This is a genomic window from Gottfriedia acidiceleris (genome assembly GCF_023115465.1).
Taxonomy (GTDB): Bacteria; Bacillota; Bacilli; order Bacillales; family Bacillaceae_G; genus Gottfriedia; species Gottfriedia acidiceleris_B.
In genome coordinates this window covers 3,281,396-3,298,554 of record NZ_CP096034.1, presented here as the reverse complement: position 1 = coordinate 3,298,554, position 17,159 = coordinate 3,281,396, and the positions used below count along the sequence as shown (strand labels likewise).

At 32.2% G+C, this 17,159-nt stretch carries 18 protein-coding genes; 14 read left to right on the top strand and 4 right to left on the bottom strand.

Annotated elements, in window-relative coordinates; all coding sequences use genetic code 11:
• The first annotated feature begins 88 nt into the window (after positions 1-88).
• On the top strand, positions 89-937 hold the full coding sequence (locus tag MY490_RS15735; RefSeq protein WP_248266532.1) for a DUF72 domain-containing protein: 849 nt from the start codon (positions 89-91) through the stop codon (positions 935-937).
• On the opposite strand, the gene MY490_RS15730 is transcribed toward MY490_RS15735, so the two are convergent.
• A complete protein-coding gene (locus MY490_RS15730; protein WP_248266531.1) occupies positions 934-1,347 on the bottom strand; it encodes a disulfide oxidoreductase in 414 nt (137 codons plus the stop codon). The genes MY490_RS15735 and MY490_RS15730 overlap by 4 nt on opposite strands.
• Before the next feature lie 211 nt (positions 1,348-1,558).
• Here MY490_RS15730 and MY490_RS22365 point away from each other — a divergent pair, with 211 nt between their 5' ends.
• Together MY490_RS22365 and MY490_RS15725 are read left to right on the top strand one after the other, a co-directional pair.
• Positions 1,559-1,870 (top strand): transposase, encoded by a 312-nt coding sequence (locus MY490_RS22365; RefSeq protein ID WP_432707015.1) that lies wholly within the window; start codon positions 1,559-1,561, stop codon positions 1,868-1,870.
• Complete coding sequence (locus tag MY490_RS15725) at positions 1,789-2,739, top strand: IS3 family transposase (protein WP_432707085.1); 951 nt, start codon at positions 1,789-1,791, stop codon at positions 2,737-2,739. Before MY490_RS22365 ends, MY490_RS15725 begins: the two co-directional genes overlap by 82 nt.
• 125 nt (positions 2,740-2,864) lie before the next feature.
• On the opposite strand, the gene deoD is transcribed toward MY490_RS15725, so the two are convergent.
• Positions 2,865-3,569, bottom strand: coding sequence for a purine-nucleoside phosphorylase (gene deoD, locus MY490_RS15720; RefSeq protein WP_088013894.1), 705 nt, complete (start codon positions 3,567-3,569; stop codon positions 2,865-2,867).
• A 297-nt stretch (positions 3,570-3,866) separates the two neighbouring features.
• On the opposite strand from deoD, the gene MY490_RS15715 reads away from it, so the two are divergent.
• The 6 genes from MY490_RS15715 (at position 3,867) to MY490_RS15690 (ending at position 9,319) form a co-directional block, all read left to right on the top strand.
• Positions 3,867-4,595, top strand: coding sequence for a hypothetical protein (locus MY490_RS15715; RefSeq protein WP_248266530.1), 729 nt, complete (start codon positions 3,867-3,869; stop codon positions 4,593-4,595).
• 10 nt (positions 4,596-4,605) lie between these two features.
• The gene (locus MY490_RS15710; protein ID WP_248266529.1) at positions 4,606-5,427 is read left to right on the top strand and encodes an HAD family hydrolase; all 822 of its coding nucleotides are present in this window, start codon (positions 4,606-4,608) and stop codon (positions 5,425-5,427) included.
• 180 nt (positions 5,428-5,607) lie between these two features.
• Positions 5,608-6,495: a ComEC/Rec2 family competence protein gene (locus MY490_RS15705; protein WP_248266528.1), complete on the top strand. Its 888-nt coding sequence runs from the start codon at positions 5,608-5,610 to the stop codon at positions 6,493-6,495.
• A gap of 243 nt (positions 6,496-6,738) precedes the next feature.
• Positions 6,739-7,875, top strand: a complete 1,137-nt coding sequence (gene nagA / locus MY490_RS15700) for an N-acetylglucosamine-6-phosphate deacetylase (protein WP_248266527.1) — start codon at positions 6,739-6,741, stop codon at positions 7,873-7,875.
• Entirely contained in the window at positions 7,872-8,582 is a 711-nt protein-coding gene (gene nagB, locus MY490_RS15695; RefSeq protein WP_348983768.1) for a glucosamine-6-phosphate deaminase, read from the top strand. Before nagA ends, nagB begins: the two co-directional genes overlap by 4 nt.
• Complete coding sequence (locus MY490_RS15690) at positions 8,582-9,319, top strand: GntR family transcriptional regulator (RefSeq protein WP_248266526.1); 738 nt, start codon at positions 8,582-8,584, stop codon at positions 9,317-9,319. The genes nagB and MY490_RS15690 overlap by 1 nt, the downstream gene beginning before the upstream one ends.
• A gap of 202 nt (positions 9,320-9,521) precedes the next feature.
• Here MY490_RS15690 and MY490_RS15685 read toward each other — a convergent pair whose 3' ends face one another.
• Positions 9,522-10,304 (bottom strand): Cof-type HAD-IIB family hydrolase, encoded by a 783-nt coding sequence (locus tag MY490_RS15685; RefSeq protein WP_248266525.1) that lies wholly within the window; start codon positions 10,302-10,304, stop codon positions 9,522-9,524.
• Positions 10,305-10,484: 180 nt separating this feature from the next.
• Here MY490_RS15685 and glcT point away from each other — a divergent pair, with 180 nt between their 5' ends.
• From glcT to MY490_RS15660, 5 genes are all read left to right on the top strand, one after another.
• Complete coding sequence (gene glcT / locus MY490_RS15680) at positions 10,485-11,333, top strand: glucose PTS transporter transcription antiterminator GlcT (protein WP_248269396.1); 849 nt, start codon at positions 10,485-10,487, stop codon at positions 11,331-11,333.
• A gap of 287 nt (positions 11,334-11,620) precedes the next feature.
• The gene (ptsG, locus tag MY490_RS15675; protein WP_248266524.1) at positions 11,621-13,672 is read left to right on the top strand and encodes a glucose-specific PTS transporter subunit IIBC; all 2,052 of its coding nucleotides are present in this window, start codon (positions 11,621-11,623) and stop codon (positions 13,670-13,672) included.
• A 142-nt stretch (positions 13,673-13,814) separates the two neighbouring features.
• The gene (locus MY490_RS15670; RefSeq protein WP_025568635.1) at positions 13,815-14,078 is read left to right on the top strand and encodes a phosphocarrier protein HPr; all 264 of its coding nucleotides are present in this window, start codon (positions 13,815-13,817) and stop codon (positions 14,076-14,078) included.
• A complete protein-coding gene (gene ptsP / locus MY490_RS15665; RefSeq protein WP_248266523.1) occupies positions 14,078-15,787 on the top strand; it encodes a phosphoenolpyruvate--protein phosphotransferase in 1,710 nt (569 codons plus the stop codon). Before MY490_RS15670 ends, ptsP begins: the two co-directional genes overlap by 1 nt.
• A 176-nt stretch (positions 15,788-15,963) precedes the next feature.
• Positions 15,964-16,263, top strand: coding sequence for an ArsR/SmtB family transcription factor (locus MY490_RS15660; RefSeq protein WP_248266522.1), 300 nt, complete (start codon positions 15,964-15,966; stop codon positions 16,261-16,263).
• 65 nt (positions 16,264-16,328) lie between these two features.
• Here MY490_RS15660 and MY490_RS15655 read toward each other — a convergent pair whose 3' ends face one another.
• Positions 16,329-16,943: a nitroreductase family protein gene (locus tag MY490_RS15655; RefSeq protein WP_248266521.1), complete on the bottom strand. Its 615-nt coding sequence runs from the start codon at positions 16,941-16,943 to the stop codon at positions 16,329-16,331.
• Positions 16,944-17,159: the final 216 nt, after the last annotated feature.

Sequence of the window (17,159 nt, the reverse complement as noted above, 5' to 3'; positions counted from 1 at the left end):
CTGTAGTCATTATATCAAACTAATTCGTTTATTTTAATGAAAATTAGAAATAATTAATTAGTAGTGAAAGAACTAATGGGAGAGAAGTATGGAAATAAAAATTGGAGTTACTGGGTGGGGCGATCATGATAGTTTATACCCTGATCGGATACACTCTTCAAAAAAATTGAGACAATATTGCATGCATTTTCCAATTGTTGAAATTGATTCTTCCTATTATAGTATTATGCCACAATCAAATTATCAAAAATGGGTAAATCAAACAACGGCTGACTTTGCATTTATCGTTAAAGCGTATGGCGGAATCACTGGCCATTCAAGGCAAAATTATTCTAAAGAGGAACAAATTTTACTGTTGACGCCATTTTTGGAATCAATCCAGCCTTTAATTGAAGCGAATAAATTAAAAGGAATATTATTTCAGTTTCCACCATGGTTTAATTGTAAAAAAGAAAATGTTGAATTATTAAGAACTTTAAAAAGTAAACTTAAAGGTCTTCCTGCAATTTTAGAATTTCGTAATCAGACATGGTTTTATCCTATGTTTTATGAGCAAACGTTGAAGTTTATGGAGGATGAAGGATGGATTCATTCAATTTGTGATGAGCCACAAGCAGGTAATGGAAGCATACCAATTGTATTACATCCTACGAATCCAAATTTAACTTTAATCCGTTTCCATGGCCGAAATATATATGGATGGAATCACAATGGGCAAGAAAATTGGCGTGAAGTACGTTATTTATACCGATATAATGAAGAAGAATTATACGAATGGGTAGAAAGAATTGAACAGTTATCAAAAAACACAAAAGAAATTTGTATACTATTTAATAATAACTCTGGTGGAGATGCAGCGGATAATGCTAAACAATTAATGAAGCTGCTAGGTATTGAATTTGGACCATCTTCTACCGAGCAGCTTGAATTATTTTAATTTGTTTTTCGTAAAAGAGTTATACAGCAAATGTTAATAATTAGGAACGCAACAAATGCCAGCATTGGAATTGTAATGAATCCAAACCAATTTAAATAATCCCCAGTACAAGGGACCGGACCACACTGTGTTGCTGTTTCCTTAAGTGCAGGAACTTTTTGAATTAAAATATGATAGATTGAAATACACATACCTATTAGTGATAAGGGTAAAACATAAATAACATCTTTTATTTTATTTTTATAAAAAGCGATTCCTATTATAAATACGATTGGGTACATAAAAATTCGCTGATACCAGCATAATGAACAAGGTGTCCAATGATTAATGACTGAAAATGATAAACTACCTAGTGTTGCAATAATACTTACAACCCAGGTGAAAAATAAAATTGATTGCTGTTTCTTCATTCCTTACCATCCTTAATTTGATTTTCGATATTGCTATTGTACCTTTGATTGGATGTAAAGTGGTATAAAAACGACGTTAGTTCACTAATATTTAATAAATTAAAATTATTTTAAAGAGCCGGAATTATGATATTATCCCCTTTAGGTAGACATTCGAAAAAAGCTTCATGTTAACATGAAGATATGAATGTGACTTGGAGGGGATTTTTCTATGGCTAAAAAAGGTCAACAGTTTCAAAGCTATACAGAAGAATTTAAATTAAAAGCAGTGATGAAGTATGTTAATGGTAGCCAAAGTTATCGAGTAATAGCTGACGAACTAGGAATTCGACATTGCACCCAGCTTAAAGTTTGGGTTAAGAAGTGGGGAAGTGGCGAACCATTTGATGTGCGAGGCGGGGGTACAAATCCACTTAAAGGTAGACCACGAACGAAATTTAAATCAGTAGAAGAAGAAAGAGACTACTTAAAAGCGCAGGTAGAATACCTAAAAAAGCAGTATCCAAATCTGATAAAGGAGTAGATGATATCCCCCAACAAATAAAGTATGAAATGATTGAAGAGCTAAAAGTTACCCATCCAATTACTTGGTTATTAGAAATCGCGTATGTGAAGCCTGCGAGCTACTATAAGTGGAAAAGTAAAAAAATAAATAGGAAGATTAAAGTTGAAGAAAATCAAGATATACGAGAACACATGATAGGTGTGCATTTACTTAATCCAGAGTTTGGATACCCACGGATGACTGACAGTTTAAAAGAAAACGGCTACAGGATTAATCATAAAAAAGTGTATCGCCTGATGAAGGAAATGAAGATCCAATCGATCATTCGAAAGAAAAGAAAACGACATGGAAAGACTCCTTCGGTTATCTACCCTAATCGACTTCAGAGGAAATTTAGGGCTACGGGACCTAATCAAAAAATGGTTACGGATATTACCTATGTTTCGGATGGTAAACAATTTTATTATTTATCTGTCATTCAAGATCTGTTTAATAATGAAATAGTAAGCTGGCAACTATCAAAACGCAATGACCTTGAACTTGTTTTGAATACAGTTACGCAATGGGCAAGAAAAAAAGACGTAGCTGAAGCCGTTCTCCATTCAGATCAAGGCTTTCAGTATACGTCTAAGGCATACAATAAACGATTAGAGGATTATGGCATAAAAGGCAGCCACTCTCGCAAAGGAAACTGCCTAGATAACGCCTGCATTGAATCCTTCTTTTCGCATCTCAAAACAGAGAAGTTGTATATAAAACAGTGTAAATCAGAAGAAGAAATTAGACAAGCGATCGAGGACTATATTTACCACTATAATTACAAACGTTTTCAAAAAAAATTAAAAAAACGCGCGCCAGTTGAATACCGACACGCGTTAGCAGCATAGCTTTTTTTATCTGTCTACTTGACAGGGATAAGACCATTATTCAGGGCTTTTTTTGATATTGATAAAATGCATAATATAAAAGTTAAAAAACCTGAGATCACCATCCCAGGTTTTTTAACTATATATTAAGCGATTGCTGCATCTAAAGCGATGACAATCATGTCATTAAAAGTAGTTTGTCTTTCTTGTGCAGATGTTTCTTCACCAGTGAAGATATGATCACTTACAGTTAAAACAGTAAGTGCGTCTACATTATGTTTTGCTGCGATTGTGTATAATGCAGTAGTTTCCATTTCAACAGCAAGAACTCCGTAATTAGCTAATTTTTCATACATGTCCATACTATCTCGGTAGAAAAGATCTGAAGTTAATATATTTCCTACTTTAACATTTAACCCTTTATTCACTGCACCATCATACGCTTTCTTTAATAAATCAAAGCTAGCACATGGAGAATAATCGAAACCAGGGAATGTTTGACGATTCATATTTGAATCTGTACAAGTCGTCATCGCAATAATGACATCACGAATTTTTACATCCTTTTGAAGTCCACCACATGTACCAACGCGAATCAAAGTTTTTACACCATAACTATTAATCAGTTCATTTACATAAATACCAATTGAAGGTACTCCCATTCCAGTACCTTGAACGGAAATTCTTTGGCCTTTATATGTACCAGTAAAACCAAGCATTCCACGTACATCATTATAACAAACAACATCCTCTAAAAATGTTTCTGCGATATATTTAGCTCTTAATGGGTCACCAGGTAATAAAATTTTATCAGCAATTGCGCCTTGTTCAGCACCAATATGTATACTCATTTAATGTTCCTCCTTAAAACTGTGTATAAATAGCCCATCCATTATCAGTATGTTAGTTTCTACATTTAAATAAAAAACATTCTTATTTGTATGCTAATTAAAGGAAAAAGTAAGATAGACGTAGTACATAGTAAATATAGAAATACTCATAGACAAAATTAACCAAAACAGATAATTTATGGCGAATTTTAATTATTGCACAGGTGATAAAATAATGAAAGAGTTTACAATTAGAATTTCAGCTTTCTTGAAATAACTAAAAATTACTAAGTTTAACTATTTAAGGGAGAATGATCTATGAAATTTCGTTTTATTGCAGCTCTATGTATAGCTATATTAATTATTCTATTAATTAGCAATCGCCTAGTTAATCATAGTATATTATCAAGTGGTAGTCAGGTTAGCCAACTAAAAGTTCAAAAGGTAAAATGGAATCTTACAACTAAAAAAAATTCACAAGAAGTAACCGTATCATCTAGAACAATGAATGTGTTACAACGGGAAAAAATCAGAATATTTATTACGACAGATCAATTAAAATCTTATAAAGTCATTGAACCAGTATATAATGGAAATAATCAATTTACATTTAAATATGCTTTTAAGAAAGACATTCCTTATTATGTTAGTATATTTTTAAATAATCAAACGCTTGATACAAAGATTTTCCAAAAACAAAAGGAAAAAAAAGAAGAAGTATTTCCGACAGCTATTTTAACGAAAAAGACTGATGACTATCGAGTTTCTCTACTTTATACTTCAATTCTGCCAAAAACTAAGAGTAAAATTACTTTTGATTTTGATCAATTTAAAAAACGTTCCAAATTTACAGATCAACAATTTTATATTATGAATGAAGAAGGAACATATTTTAAGCTATTTAGTCTTCCTAATAATCATTCAAAAGTAAACTATGAGCTTGATTTACCTGAAGCGGGTATGTATAAAATATTTTATGAATTTAAATTAAATGACGATCAAAAATCATTTGATTTTATTTTAGACGTAAAAGATAAAGACAGCTAAGGAGTAGGAAATGCATAATTTATTAATGAATTCAAAAGTATTAGTTTTTGATTTAGATGGTACTTTGTATGATGGTACTGAGCACTATGATTACTATGCTAAGTTACTAGCTAATGAAATCAGTACAGAAAAGCGTGATTCTTTTTTAAAGGATTATAAAAAAATAAAAGATTATGACCATGCATTAACAATTGGAAAAATTTATGACACAGAAAATGATTTGATCATCTCGTTAGATCCAATTACATTGAAGCCAATCCAAGTATTTACTTGGGAAGGACAGCTACTTTCTAAAGACGAACTTCCAGAGAATTATCTTGAAAAAATTAATTATGAATTACCATATATCCCAGTAGGTGATGGTTGGTGGATTCCCTTAGTAGCAAGTTATCATTATGGTGCAAGAGACGTATATCACTGTTATGATAAAACTAAAGAGTATATGGCAACAAATGAGTTTAATATTCCTTATATAAAAGGATTAAAAGAGGCTTTAGAGAAAGTTAAGCATTCTAAAAAATTAGTATTGTTAACAAACTCTGATCGAGAAGATGTTACTAGATTATTGAAGTTACTTAATTTAACTGAATTATTTCATCTAGAAATTACGGATGGTAAGAAGCCATTAGAAACAGAAAACCACTTTAAAAATATCATGAATAAGTTTAATGTTAAGCCACATGAAATTGTGTCAATCGGGGATAATTTCATGAATGAAATTTCTCCTGCTTTAAAATTAGGTATGCATGGAGTTTATATTACAAGTCATACGACTATACAAATTAGTGACTCCTTGTTAGTTGTAAAAAAACTAGAGGAAGTATTTGAGTAATTTAAAAAGACTGTAAGCGAAAAAATGCTTACAGTTTTTTATCGTGCTGTGGGCTAATTTTTAACACTAATTTGAATAATAATTCCAATTTGAAGTATACTCAAATTCCAACTTATTTTTATGGGCATCATACATACTTTTGAAATGGCTATGAGAAAATAATGTTAGGAGGAAGTGAGAATGAACAAAAATCGAAATCGATACTCTCTCATATTTTCTATCTTTATTTTTTTTACTACTTTTTTTAGTAATAACATAAATAGTGAAGCAAGAATTACAAATTACGGCTATATTACTCACCCATTATTAATTTATTTTTTTGATGTAGGTCAAGGAGATAGCATGGTTATGATTTTACCAAATGGTAAGACTGTGCTGATCGATGGAGGAGATGTTGAACATGGAGGAGTCGTTATAAAAAAACTTAAGCGACTACATATAAATGCGATTGATCTATTAGTCAGTACGCATCCAGATATCGATCATATTGGTGGGTTATTAAAAGTAATGAATAGTGTTAAGATTACAAAAATCCTGGATAGTGGGAAAAAATATAATTCACATTCTTATTACTTATATAAGAAAGAAGCGTATCAGAAGAATATCCCAATTAGTATTGCAAAGTTAAATGAAAAACTAATGCTTGACCCTAATGTAGAAATTACTGTTTTAAATAGCGGGAAAAAATCGTATACAAATAATAACAGTTCAATTGTATTGAAGGTTAAATATAGTGACATTTCAATTTTATTAACTGGAGATATTGAAAGAAAAACTGAAAAAAGATTAATTAAAAATGAGAATATAAATGCTCAAGTACTAAAAATTCCGCATCATGGATCATCAACATCAACTTCAGAAGCGTTTTTATTTGCTGTAAATCCTACAGTCGCAATCCTTTCATATGATAAATTTAACTTATTTGGTCATCCACATCGGTCAGTTATGAAACGGTTAAATCACCTAGGAATTAAGCAATATACAACGGACCAATTCGGAGACATCGAATTATCAACAAATGGTCATAATTTATATATCGAAAAACAAGAAGTATTGGTAGATCCTTGAAGGACAAGAACCAATACTTCTTTTTTTGTATAGAGGATAAAAGGAAACTAAATCCGTCATTATTTGTGACGTTTTTGTTAATTACTTCATAGTAGTATAGACAACTAGGAGTATATATCATAAAATAGTTATGAAGAAATCAAAGTACTTATATAAATGAATGTGAACGATGATTAAGTAAACACTACTTTCTATATTGGGGTATTGACGAAGACTTCTTAAGCAAAGGAAAGAGGAGAGTAAATGAAATCAATTATTAATGTAAAAATTTACACAGGGACAGAAGTAATTGAAAATGGTTATATTCGATACGATGAAAAAATTTCTTCTGTTGGTCATATGAATGGTTACGAAAATGAAGGTGAAGAAATAATTGATGGAAAAGGAACAGTGATTATTCCAGGAATGATTGATGTCCATATTCACGGTGCATATGATGTCGATGCAATGGATGCTGATCCAAACTCAATGGTAAAGATGAGTAAAGAAATGATGAAGGAAGGGGTAACAACATTCTTCCCAACTACAATGACTCAATCTAAAGAAAATATTAAAAATGCTTTAAAGTCTTTAAACGAGGCTAAAAAACTTGGTGCTCATTTTGAATATATTCATTTAGAAGGACCGTTTGTTAATAAAAATAAAGCTGGAGCACAACCATTAGAATACATTATTAATCCTGATGTTGAACTATTCAAAGAATGGCAAGAAGCTTCTGGTGGATTAATCAAATTAGTTACTTATGCACCTGAAGTTGAAGGTGCAAAAGAGTTAGAAAAAGAGTTAGAGCGTACTAATGTAGTTGGCACAGTAGGTCACTCTGATGCGATCCGTTCAGATTTTGAAGATAGAAATATATTTCACGCTACACATTTATACAACCAAATGAGACCTATGCATCATCGTGAAGCAGGAACAGTTGGACATGTATTACTTGATGACCGAGTAATGGTAGAGATGATACCTGATGGAATTCATATTCATCCTGATATGGTAAAGCTTGCTTATCGCCTAAAAGGGGCAAAAAAAATAAGTGTAATTACTGATGCGATGAGAGCAAAAGGGTTAAAGGACGGCAAATATGAATTAGGTGGACAACCTGTATTTGTAAAAAATAAAAGTGCAAGATTAGAAGACGGAACGCTTGCGGGTAGTATTTTAAAAATGGATGATGCATTTAGAAACATTATGGCATTTACTGGCTGTAGTCCTGAAGAAGCAGTACTAATGACATCAATAAACCAAGCTGAAGAATTCGGTCTTAAACATAAAGGCGTATTAGAACAAGGTAAAGACGCTGATTTTGTGCAAATGACTCCGGATTTCTTCGTTATTGATACAACTAGACAAGGTAAAAATATGAATGAGGTGACTTTATGAACGTAATCGTAGTAAAAAATGCAGAAGAAATTTCAAAAGTAGCATATGAAAAAATGATAAAGGCATTTGAAGGGAAGGCGGAATTCACATTAGGATTAGCTACAGGTGGATCTCCATTAGGTATTTATGAACTTTTCCGTATTCATAAACCAGATGTGTCAAATGTCATTACTGTAAATCTTGATGAATACGTAGGACTTGCTGAAGATGACCAAACAAGCTACCACACTTATATGGCAGACCAACTTTTTAACCACTTAAATTTTAAAGAAAATCATTTACCAAATGGAAATACTAAAAATTTAGAAGAAGCTTGTAAAAATTATGAAGAATTACTACAAAAGCATCCTGTAGATTTACAACTTTTAGGAATTGGTGAGAATGGCCATATTGCATTTAATGAACCTGGGACACCATTTGATACACCTACACATATTGTAGAACTTACAGAATCAACACGTAACGCAAATAAAATTTATTTTGAGAACGAAGAAGATGTCCCAACACATGCAGTAACTATGGGAATTGGTTCAATTATGAGGGCGAAAGAAATCATTTTAGTAGCTTCAGGCATCAAAAAGGCTGAAGCAGTTAAGGAAATGTTAAATGGAAAATTAGATATTAACTGTCCTGCTACTGCACTCCAAAACCACAACAACGTAACGATTGTTGTTGATGAAGAAGCATACTCACTTTGTAATAAATAATGCTAAAACTAGATAAAAATTCACCGTTACCGATTTATTTTCAAATACAAGAGATATTAAAGCATAAAATTAACTCAGGAGAATGGAAACCGGGTGAGCGAATTCCCTCTGAGCAAACATTGAGTGAGATGTTAAATGTCAGCAGGATGACAATAAGACAAGCATTAAATAATCTTGTAAAGGAATCATTAATAAGTCGGAAACGTGGAATTGGTACGTTTGTATCAGTAAAAGATGGGATTGAAGTTGAGGAATCACTAAAATCATTAAGGAGTTTTTCTGAGGATATTACATCTATAGGATTAACCCCTACGAATAAACTTCTTGGATTTTCAACGATTGAAGCTGATGAATATTTAGCAGAAGTCTTATCGATTGAAAGTGGTTCTGAAATTTTTAAAATTGAAAGATGTCGTTTAGCAAATGATCATCCCATTGCAATTGAAACAACATACCTACCAAAAAAATTAGTAAATCGAATAGATGAAAAAGTATTGAATCATTCCTTATATGAATACTTTGAAGTTACATTAGGTTATTCAATTAAAAAAGCCACAAAATGGATTAAAGCATCTTTAATGACAGAAAAAGATTCATTAATTCTTGAAGTAGCGGAGGATTCTCCTGCATTAGAATTACACCAAGTAACGTTTATAAATGAGGGAATACCACTTGAATATGTAAGTTGTATTTACCGTGCTGATCGCTATCGTTTTACAATTGATATTGACCGTTAAAAAGAGTGCTTTTTAAGCATTCTTTTTTTCATTGTTAGAGGCCCATCAGCGGTGGTGCAGGTGCAATTAAAATGGCTAACTGCAATTAAATTAGTAGAAGTGCAAATAAAAAAACTGAAACTGCAAGGTTCGTGAGTAAGCAAAAAACTCCATAAATTATCTTGCAATAAGAAAAGGGCGCACCAAGTAGCACCCTTACTTCTTACTTAATTTGTAAAACAATATTAACTGCTTCGGCTACAGAAGGAACGATATACGAAGCATATTTCTTAACTTCATCGTCAGCATTTTCCATTGCAAAGCTATTAGGAGTTAGCTCAAACATTGAGATGTCATTGTATGCATCACCGATACAAGCAATTTCATCAGGTTTAATTCCTAATTTATCGATTAATATTTGAATTGCTGAACCTTTACTCACATTAACTGGAACGATATCTAAACAATTTTTAGCAGAAATAAAAGAAGTTACAAATTCAGGTAATTCTTTTTGTAATTCTTTTTGTAGCTCAAGTAAGTCCTCATCTTCACCTAAAACTACATATTTTTTTGGGGTAATCGATTTACCTAAATCGGTTTTTAGTGTTTTTAATTCAACTGCATTCATGCTAGAGTTCTTTTCAATTTCTCTTACTAAATCGGTTTTCTCTTCGATATAGTATGTTGAATGATCAGCCACATAGATTAAAAATTTATCGTGTGAAATCATTTCGTAAACTTTATCGATTACACTTGGGTGGAATGTTGCATCTAACAAAGCTTCTCCATCATTTGAATAAATATAAGTTCCATTCATACTAATACGGTGAAAATTGCCTTCTAAGCTTTCCATAATTTTAACAATTTCATAATCTAAACGCCCGGATGCAAAACATAATAAAACACCACGATCTAAAAGGGTTTTTAATGCTTCTACATCATGTTCAAATAGTTGACCTTGGTGAAACATCGTCCCATCCAGGTCACTAACAAATAACTTAATCATTTTTCTTAACACCTACTCAATTTATATTTATACTTTTATATTCTATCCTACTATAATAGATTATCAAAAAAATATGATTAATTTATGAAACTTAAACTGCGTTTTAACTTTTTCAGAAAAATTATGTTATGATATAAAAGCGATTTTTTAAACTTGGGGGTGATAAAAAAAATGTCAGAGATGTCAGTCTGTTATACAATCAAAAAAGTTCTTAATAATAATGTTTTAATAGCGAAAAATCCCGATCATACCGAAGTAGTTTTGCTAGGTAAAGGCATCGGTTTTAATAAAACTAGAGGAGATTTAATTTCCGAAGGTGTAGTAGAAAAAATGTTTATCTTAAAAGATGAACAAAAACAAAAACAATATAAATCATTAATCAACTTTATGGATGAAAAATTAATGGGTACCCTGCAGCAGGCGATTTATTTAATTTCTGAAAGAACAGGATGTACTTTAAATGAGCAAATTCATATTGGGTTAACTGACCACTTAATATTTGCGATCAAACGTATTAGAGAAGGCTATAATGTTGATAATCCTTTCTTGCAAGAAACGAAAGCAATGTATCCGGAATATTTTAAAATTGCACAAGAAGTTATTGATTTGATAAATAAAGAAATTGATATCAATTTACCTATCGAAGAAGTGGGGTTTGTAACTCTCCATATCGTTAGTAATTTATCGATGGAAGTTGTATCGGATGTAAATAAGTTCTCTCAGATCATTAAAGATTTAGTAATTTATATAGAAGAATATTTACAAATTGAAATTGATAAAGAAAGTATTCATTATTCAAGATTAGTTCGGCATTTGCGATTTTTAATTGACCGTATATTTCATGGTAATTCATCTGAAGAGTCACCAGCTTTGGGCATTATCTTAAAAAAAGAATACCCAGTATGCTATGATTTAGCATGGAAAATTTTAAAGTCAATCCAAGCTTCATTAAATAAAAAAGCAAGTGAAGCCGAAGTAATATACTTAACCTTACACTTAGAACGACTTGTTCAGAGTAAAATAAAATAATAATTCAATAAGCCTAGAGAGCAATCTAGCGCTTTTTTAACTAGTAAATAAATATTAAAAAAAATAGGTAATTTGGCTTGATATTTTTAAAATCTATAGATATAATGAAAGCGAAATCATTAAAAACAAATTGAATATTGTACACATTAAACGTGTTACTGATTCGATCAGGCATGAGTTGAAAAAATGTGAATTATTATACTTGGGTAGGGGAAACTATATCCAGGATTCAATAATCTCATTTTTTCTGCTCATGCCTTTTTTGTTTGGATAAAAGGAGGAAGACAATGTTTAAGAAAATCTTTGGAGTTTTACAAAAAGTTGGTAAAGCGCTTATGCTCCCAGTTGCAATTTTACCAGCGGCTGGATTGTTACTTGCATTCGGTAATGCATTTCAAAATCCACAAACATTAAAGTACTTACCGTTTCTTGACGCGCACTGGTTCCAACTAGTAGCAAAAGTTATGGAACAATCAGGTGACATCATTTTTAGTAATCTGTCATTATTATTTGCAGTAGGTGTCGCTGTTGGTTTAGCAGGAGGAGAAGGTGTTGCAGGTTTAGCAGCTATCGTTGGATTCCTAATTATGAATAAAACAATGAGTGTGTTCAAAGATGTTGGACAATATGTAGTTTTAGATAAAACATTAAATATTGCCAAATTTGATGACCCTTCATTTGCGTATGTATTAGGAATACCTACATTACAGACAGGTGTTTTTGGTGGTATTATCGTCGGTATTTTAGCAGCATGGGCTTACAATAAATATTATGAAATTGATTTGCCATCATACTTAGGTTTCTTTGCAGGTAAGCGATTTGTACCAATTGCTACAGCAGCGTTTTCAGTATTACTTGGTATTTTAATGTGCTTTATTTGGCCGCCAATTCAACACGGTTTAAACGCATTTTCACATAATATGATTGATGCGAACTTAACATTATCAGCATTCGTCTTTGGTGTGATTGAGCGTTCATTAATTCCATTTGGTTTACATCATATTTTCTATGCACCTTTCTGGTTTGAGTTTGGTTCATATACTGATAAAACAGGTATGGTTGTACACGGGGATCAAAAAATCTTCTTTGCCCAATTAAAAGACGGAGTAAAATTAACTGCTGGTACATTCATGGTAGGTAAATTCCCATTCATGATGTTTGGTTTACCAGCTGCTGCATTAGCTATGTATCATGAAGCAAAACCAGAAAATAAAAAAATCGCTGGTGGTATTTTAGCTTCAGCAGCATTAACTTCATTCTTGACAGGTATTACAGAGCCAATTGAATTCTCATTCTTATTTGTTGCTCCAGTACTATTTGGAATTCATGCAATCTTTGCTGGTTTATCATTTATGATCATGCAATTATTAAACGTTAAAATTGGTATGACTTTCTCAGGAGGTCTAATTGACTTCTTATTATTTGGTGTTCTACCGAATAGAACTGGCTGGTGGTGGGTAATCATCGTCGGTTTAGTATTAGCAGTGATTTACTACTTCGGTTTCCGATTTGCAATTAGAAAATGGAATTTAAAAACTCCAGGACGTGAAGATGCAATCGCTGAAGATACTACAAGTAACACGCCAGCTAATGAATTACCATATGAAATTTTACAAGCATTAGGTGGGAAAAGTAATATTTCTTCATTAGATGCATGTATCACACGATTACGAGTACAAGTAAATTCAAAAGATGAAGTAAATAAAGATCGTTTAAAATCATTAGGTGCTGCGGGTGTTCTTGAAGTCGGAAATAATATTCAAGCAATTTTTGGACCTAAATCAGATACATTAAAATCACAAATTAAAGACATTATGACTGGAAAAACACCAGTTGTTAGTCAAGAAGCACATAAAGAAACAGCTTCAGCAGTAGATACTACTATTGAAGAAGCGATTATTAATCCAATTGAAGGGGAAATAATCCCAATTACAGAAGTACCAGATCAAGTGTTTTCTGGAAAAATGATGGGTGATGGATTTGCGATTATTCCTTCAGAAGGTACAGTTGTATCTCCAGTAGATGGCGAAATCGTAAATGTATTCCCAACAAAACATGCGATTGGTATTTTATCAAATGGTGGAAAAGAAATTTTAATCCATATTGGTATTGATACTGTAAAACTAAATGGTGAAGGCTTTGAAGTACTTGTATCTCAAGGTGAGAAAGTAACAAAAGGTCAACAATTAGTGAAAATTGATTTACACTTTATTCGTGAAAATGCACCTTCTACAATTACACCTGTTGTATTTACAAACTTAGCTGAAGGACAGCAAGTTGTCATTGAAAAACCAGGTAAGCAATCAAAAGGTGAAGTAGGCATCATTAAGATTAAATAAATCTAATTAAATAGACGAAAAATGTTTGATTTTAAAAGGGGTAGTATAGTTGACACTATGCACCCCTTTTAATAGAATATTTATAGTAGGCCAAATGTCTATACCAAAAATGTAGATTTAATCACAAAGGAGATAAATTATTATGGAAAAAACTTTTAAAGTAACAGCTGATTCTGGAATTCACGCTCGTCCAGCAACATTATTAGTAAATGTAGCAGGTAAATTTAATTCTGATATCAATCTTGAGTATAATGGTAAAACAGTTAACTTAAAATCAATCATGGGTGTAATGTCTTTAGGTATTCAACAAGGAACTGAGATCAAAATTAGCGCTAACGGTGAAGATGCAGAGCAAGCTATCGCTGCAATCGATGATACAATGAAAAAAGAAGGTTTAGGCGAATAATGTCTTTACATATTAAAGGTATTGCCGCTTCTAGTGGAATTGCAATTGCTAAAGCATTTCGCTTAGAAAATCCTGAATTAAACATTGTTAAAAAACAAATTTCAGATATTGATGCTGAAATTGCTAAACTTGACAATGCAATTCAAGTTTCTAACACTGAATTAGAAAAAATTCGTGATCATGCAAATGCTGAACTTGGTGAAGATAAAGCAGCAATCTTTTCTGCGCACATCTTAGTTTTAAATGACCCAGAGCTAGTTAACCCAGTTAAAGATAAAATTAAGTCTGAAAGTGTCAACGCTGATTTTGCAATGAATGAAGTTGCTTCAATGTTCGTTCAAATGTTTGAAAGCATGGATAATGAATATATGAAGGAACGCGCTGCAGATATCCGCGATGTTACGAAACGTGTAATGGCGCATCTTTTAGGTGTTACGATTTCTAACCCTGCAAATATTACTGAAGAAGTGATTATTATTGCAGAAGATTTAACACCATCTGATACAGCGCAATTAAACCGTAAATATGCATTAGGTTTTACAACTGATATTGGTGGTCGTACATCTCACTCAGCTATTATGGCTCGTTCTCTTGAAATTCCTGCTGTTGTAGGGACAAAAGAAGTAACTAGTAAAATCCAAAATGGCGTAATGGTCATTGTTGATGGATTAGATGGTCATGTAATAGTAGATCCTTCTAATGAAGAAATAGAAGAGTACAAAGCTAAAAAAGAAAAATTCGAGCTTCAAAAAGTTGAATGGGCTAAACTGAAAAATGAGCCAACTGTTACGAAAGATGGACATCATGTTGAGTTAGTAGCTAACATTGGTACTCCAAATGATGTAGATGGCGTTATCAATAATGGTGGTGAAGGTGTTGGCCTTTACCGTACTGAGTTCTTATATATGGGACGCGATAACTTCCCATCAGAAGAAGAGCAGTTTGAATCATACAAAACAGTTCTTGAAAGTATGGGTGATAAACCGGTAGTTGTTAGAACACTAGATATCGGTGGAGATAAAGAATTATCTTATTTACACTTACCAAAAGAAATGAACCCATTCTTAGGCTACAGAGCAATTCGTTTATGCTTAGATCAGAAGGAAATATTCCGTACACAATTACGTGCATTACTACGTGCAAGTGTATATGGTAATTTAAAAATTATGTTCCCGATGATTGCAACTTTAGATGAGTTCAGAGCTGCAAAGGCTGTTTTATTAGAAGAAAAAGAACAGTTAGTAAAAGAAAATGTTCAAGTCTCAGACAATATTGAAATTGGTATGATGGTAGAAATCCCTGCTTCTGCTGTTCTAGCAGATGTATTCGCTAAGGAAGTTGACTTCTTTAGTATCGGGACAAACGATTTAATCCAATATACAATGGCTGCTGATCGAATGAATGAACAGGTTTCCTATTTATATCAACCATATAACCCATCTATTTTAAGATTAGTTAAAATGGTAATCGATGCTGCAAACAAAGAAGGTAAATGGGCTGGAATGTGTGGAGAAATGGCTGGAGATGCATTAGCTATTCCTTTACTTGTTGGATTAGGCTTACATGAATTCTCTATGAGTGCTACTTCAATCTTACCTGCTCGTAGTCAAATGGCTAAACTTTCTAAAGCTGAAATGGAGAAATTAGCTGAAAAAGCTTTATCTATGTCTACAGCTGAAGAAGTTGTTAACTTAGTTAATAGCATCTAATTTAAAACAACAGGGAAACCTGTTGTTTTATTTTTAAGAATATATCTCTATTTAGGTTGATGACAAACCGAATTAAAATACTCCTACTGTTGACAAATTCGAATCTTTAATTTAGTGTATGTTTAAATTATTAAACGAATAAGATTATTTTTGGATAATAAAAGTAGGTGGAAGATTTGAGTAAAGAAGCAATTGAAGTATTTAGAGAATGTATTCCCTTGTTCCAAGCGTTAAGCGATCCTTACAGACAGGATATCATTTTAATGTTATCAGAAGGTGAAGCGCTAACTGTTAATGAAATAACCGAAAAAACTTCATTATCTAGACCGGCTATATCACATCATTTAAAAATTTTACGTGATAATCAATTAGTACAAATTGAGCAAAAAGGCACACATAGATATTATTCATTAGCAATTGATTCTTCTCTAGAATTACTTAAGAGATTAATCATTACTGTTGAACAACATTGTTAATGAATCGAATTGACATAAAAGGGACTCCGACTTTTGTCAGAATCCCTTTTACTTTTTATTGATAATTAAATCCAAATAGACATTTCTTTTGCAGAAAAACGTGTTGTATGATGTCCTGGTACTTTTTCTTTACCAATGGCAATCAACATCGTTGGAATATATCGATTATCAGTTAAGAAAGTTTCTTTAAACGCTTGTTCGTTAAATCCGCCGATTGCACAAGTGTTCCAACCTTTTGCAGAAGCAGCCATTATTAATTGCATACCAGCAAGAGAAGAATTCAAGATACCTTGTTCACGATTACGCTGTTCTGTTGCATAGGCGTTTTCAACGTTTGCTTTTAATTTGTCTTTTGCTTCTTGAGTCATAAAACCAGCTTCTACTGCAGGTCCGAAAACTAAGTCAACATTTTTTGCTGATTGTGTATCGGCTAATACAGCAATTACACATGAAGCATCTTTAATTTGACCTTGGTTATATGCCACAGGTAATAATTTACCTTGCGCGTCTTCACCATGGAATACAACGAATTTCCAATGTTGTAAATTCCAAGCAGATGGTGCAGTCATTGCAGCTTCAAGAAGTTCAGTTATTTCGCTGCTACTGATTTCAGTAGAAGAATCGAATACTCGAGTAGAGTTTCGTTCTTTAATCATTTCAAAAAATTGTTCATTTTTCATATGAAAATACCTCCAAAAATTAGGTGCATTAATACATTTTTATGTACTTTTTTAATATAGATAGTTCCATTATTAGAGTCAACAAATTAGTGTTGAAATAACCTAAATTTAATTTGAAATTAGTTTTAGTTTGCTTATTTTTTATAAGAATAGCTCAGGCTTTTTTATTAATAATTTTTATGGTAGTTTTATTTGTGGATAGTAAAAGAGGAGTGT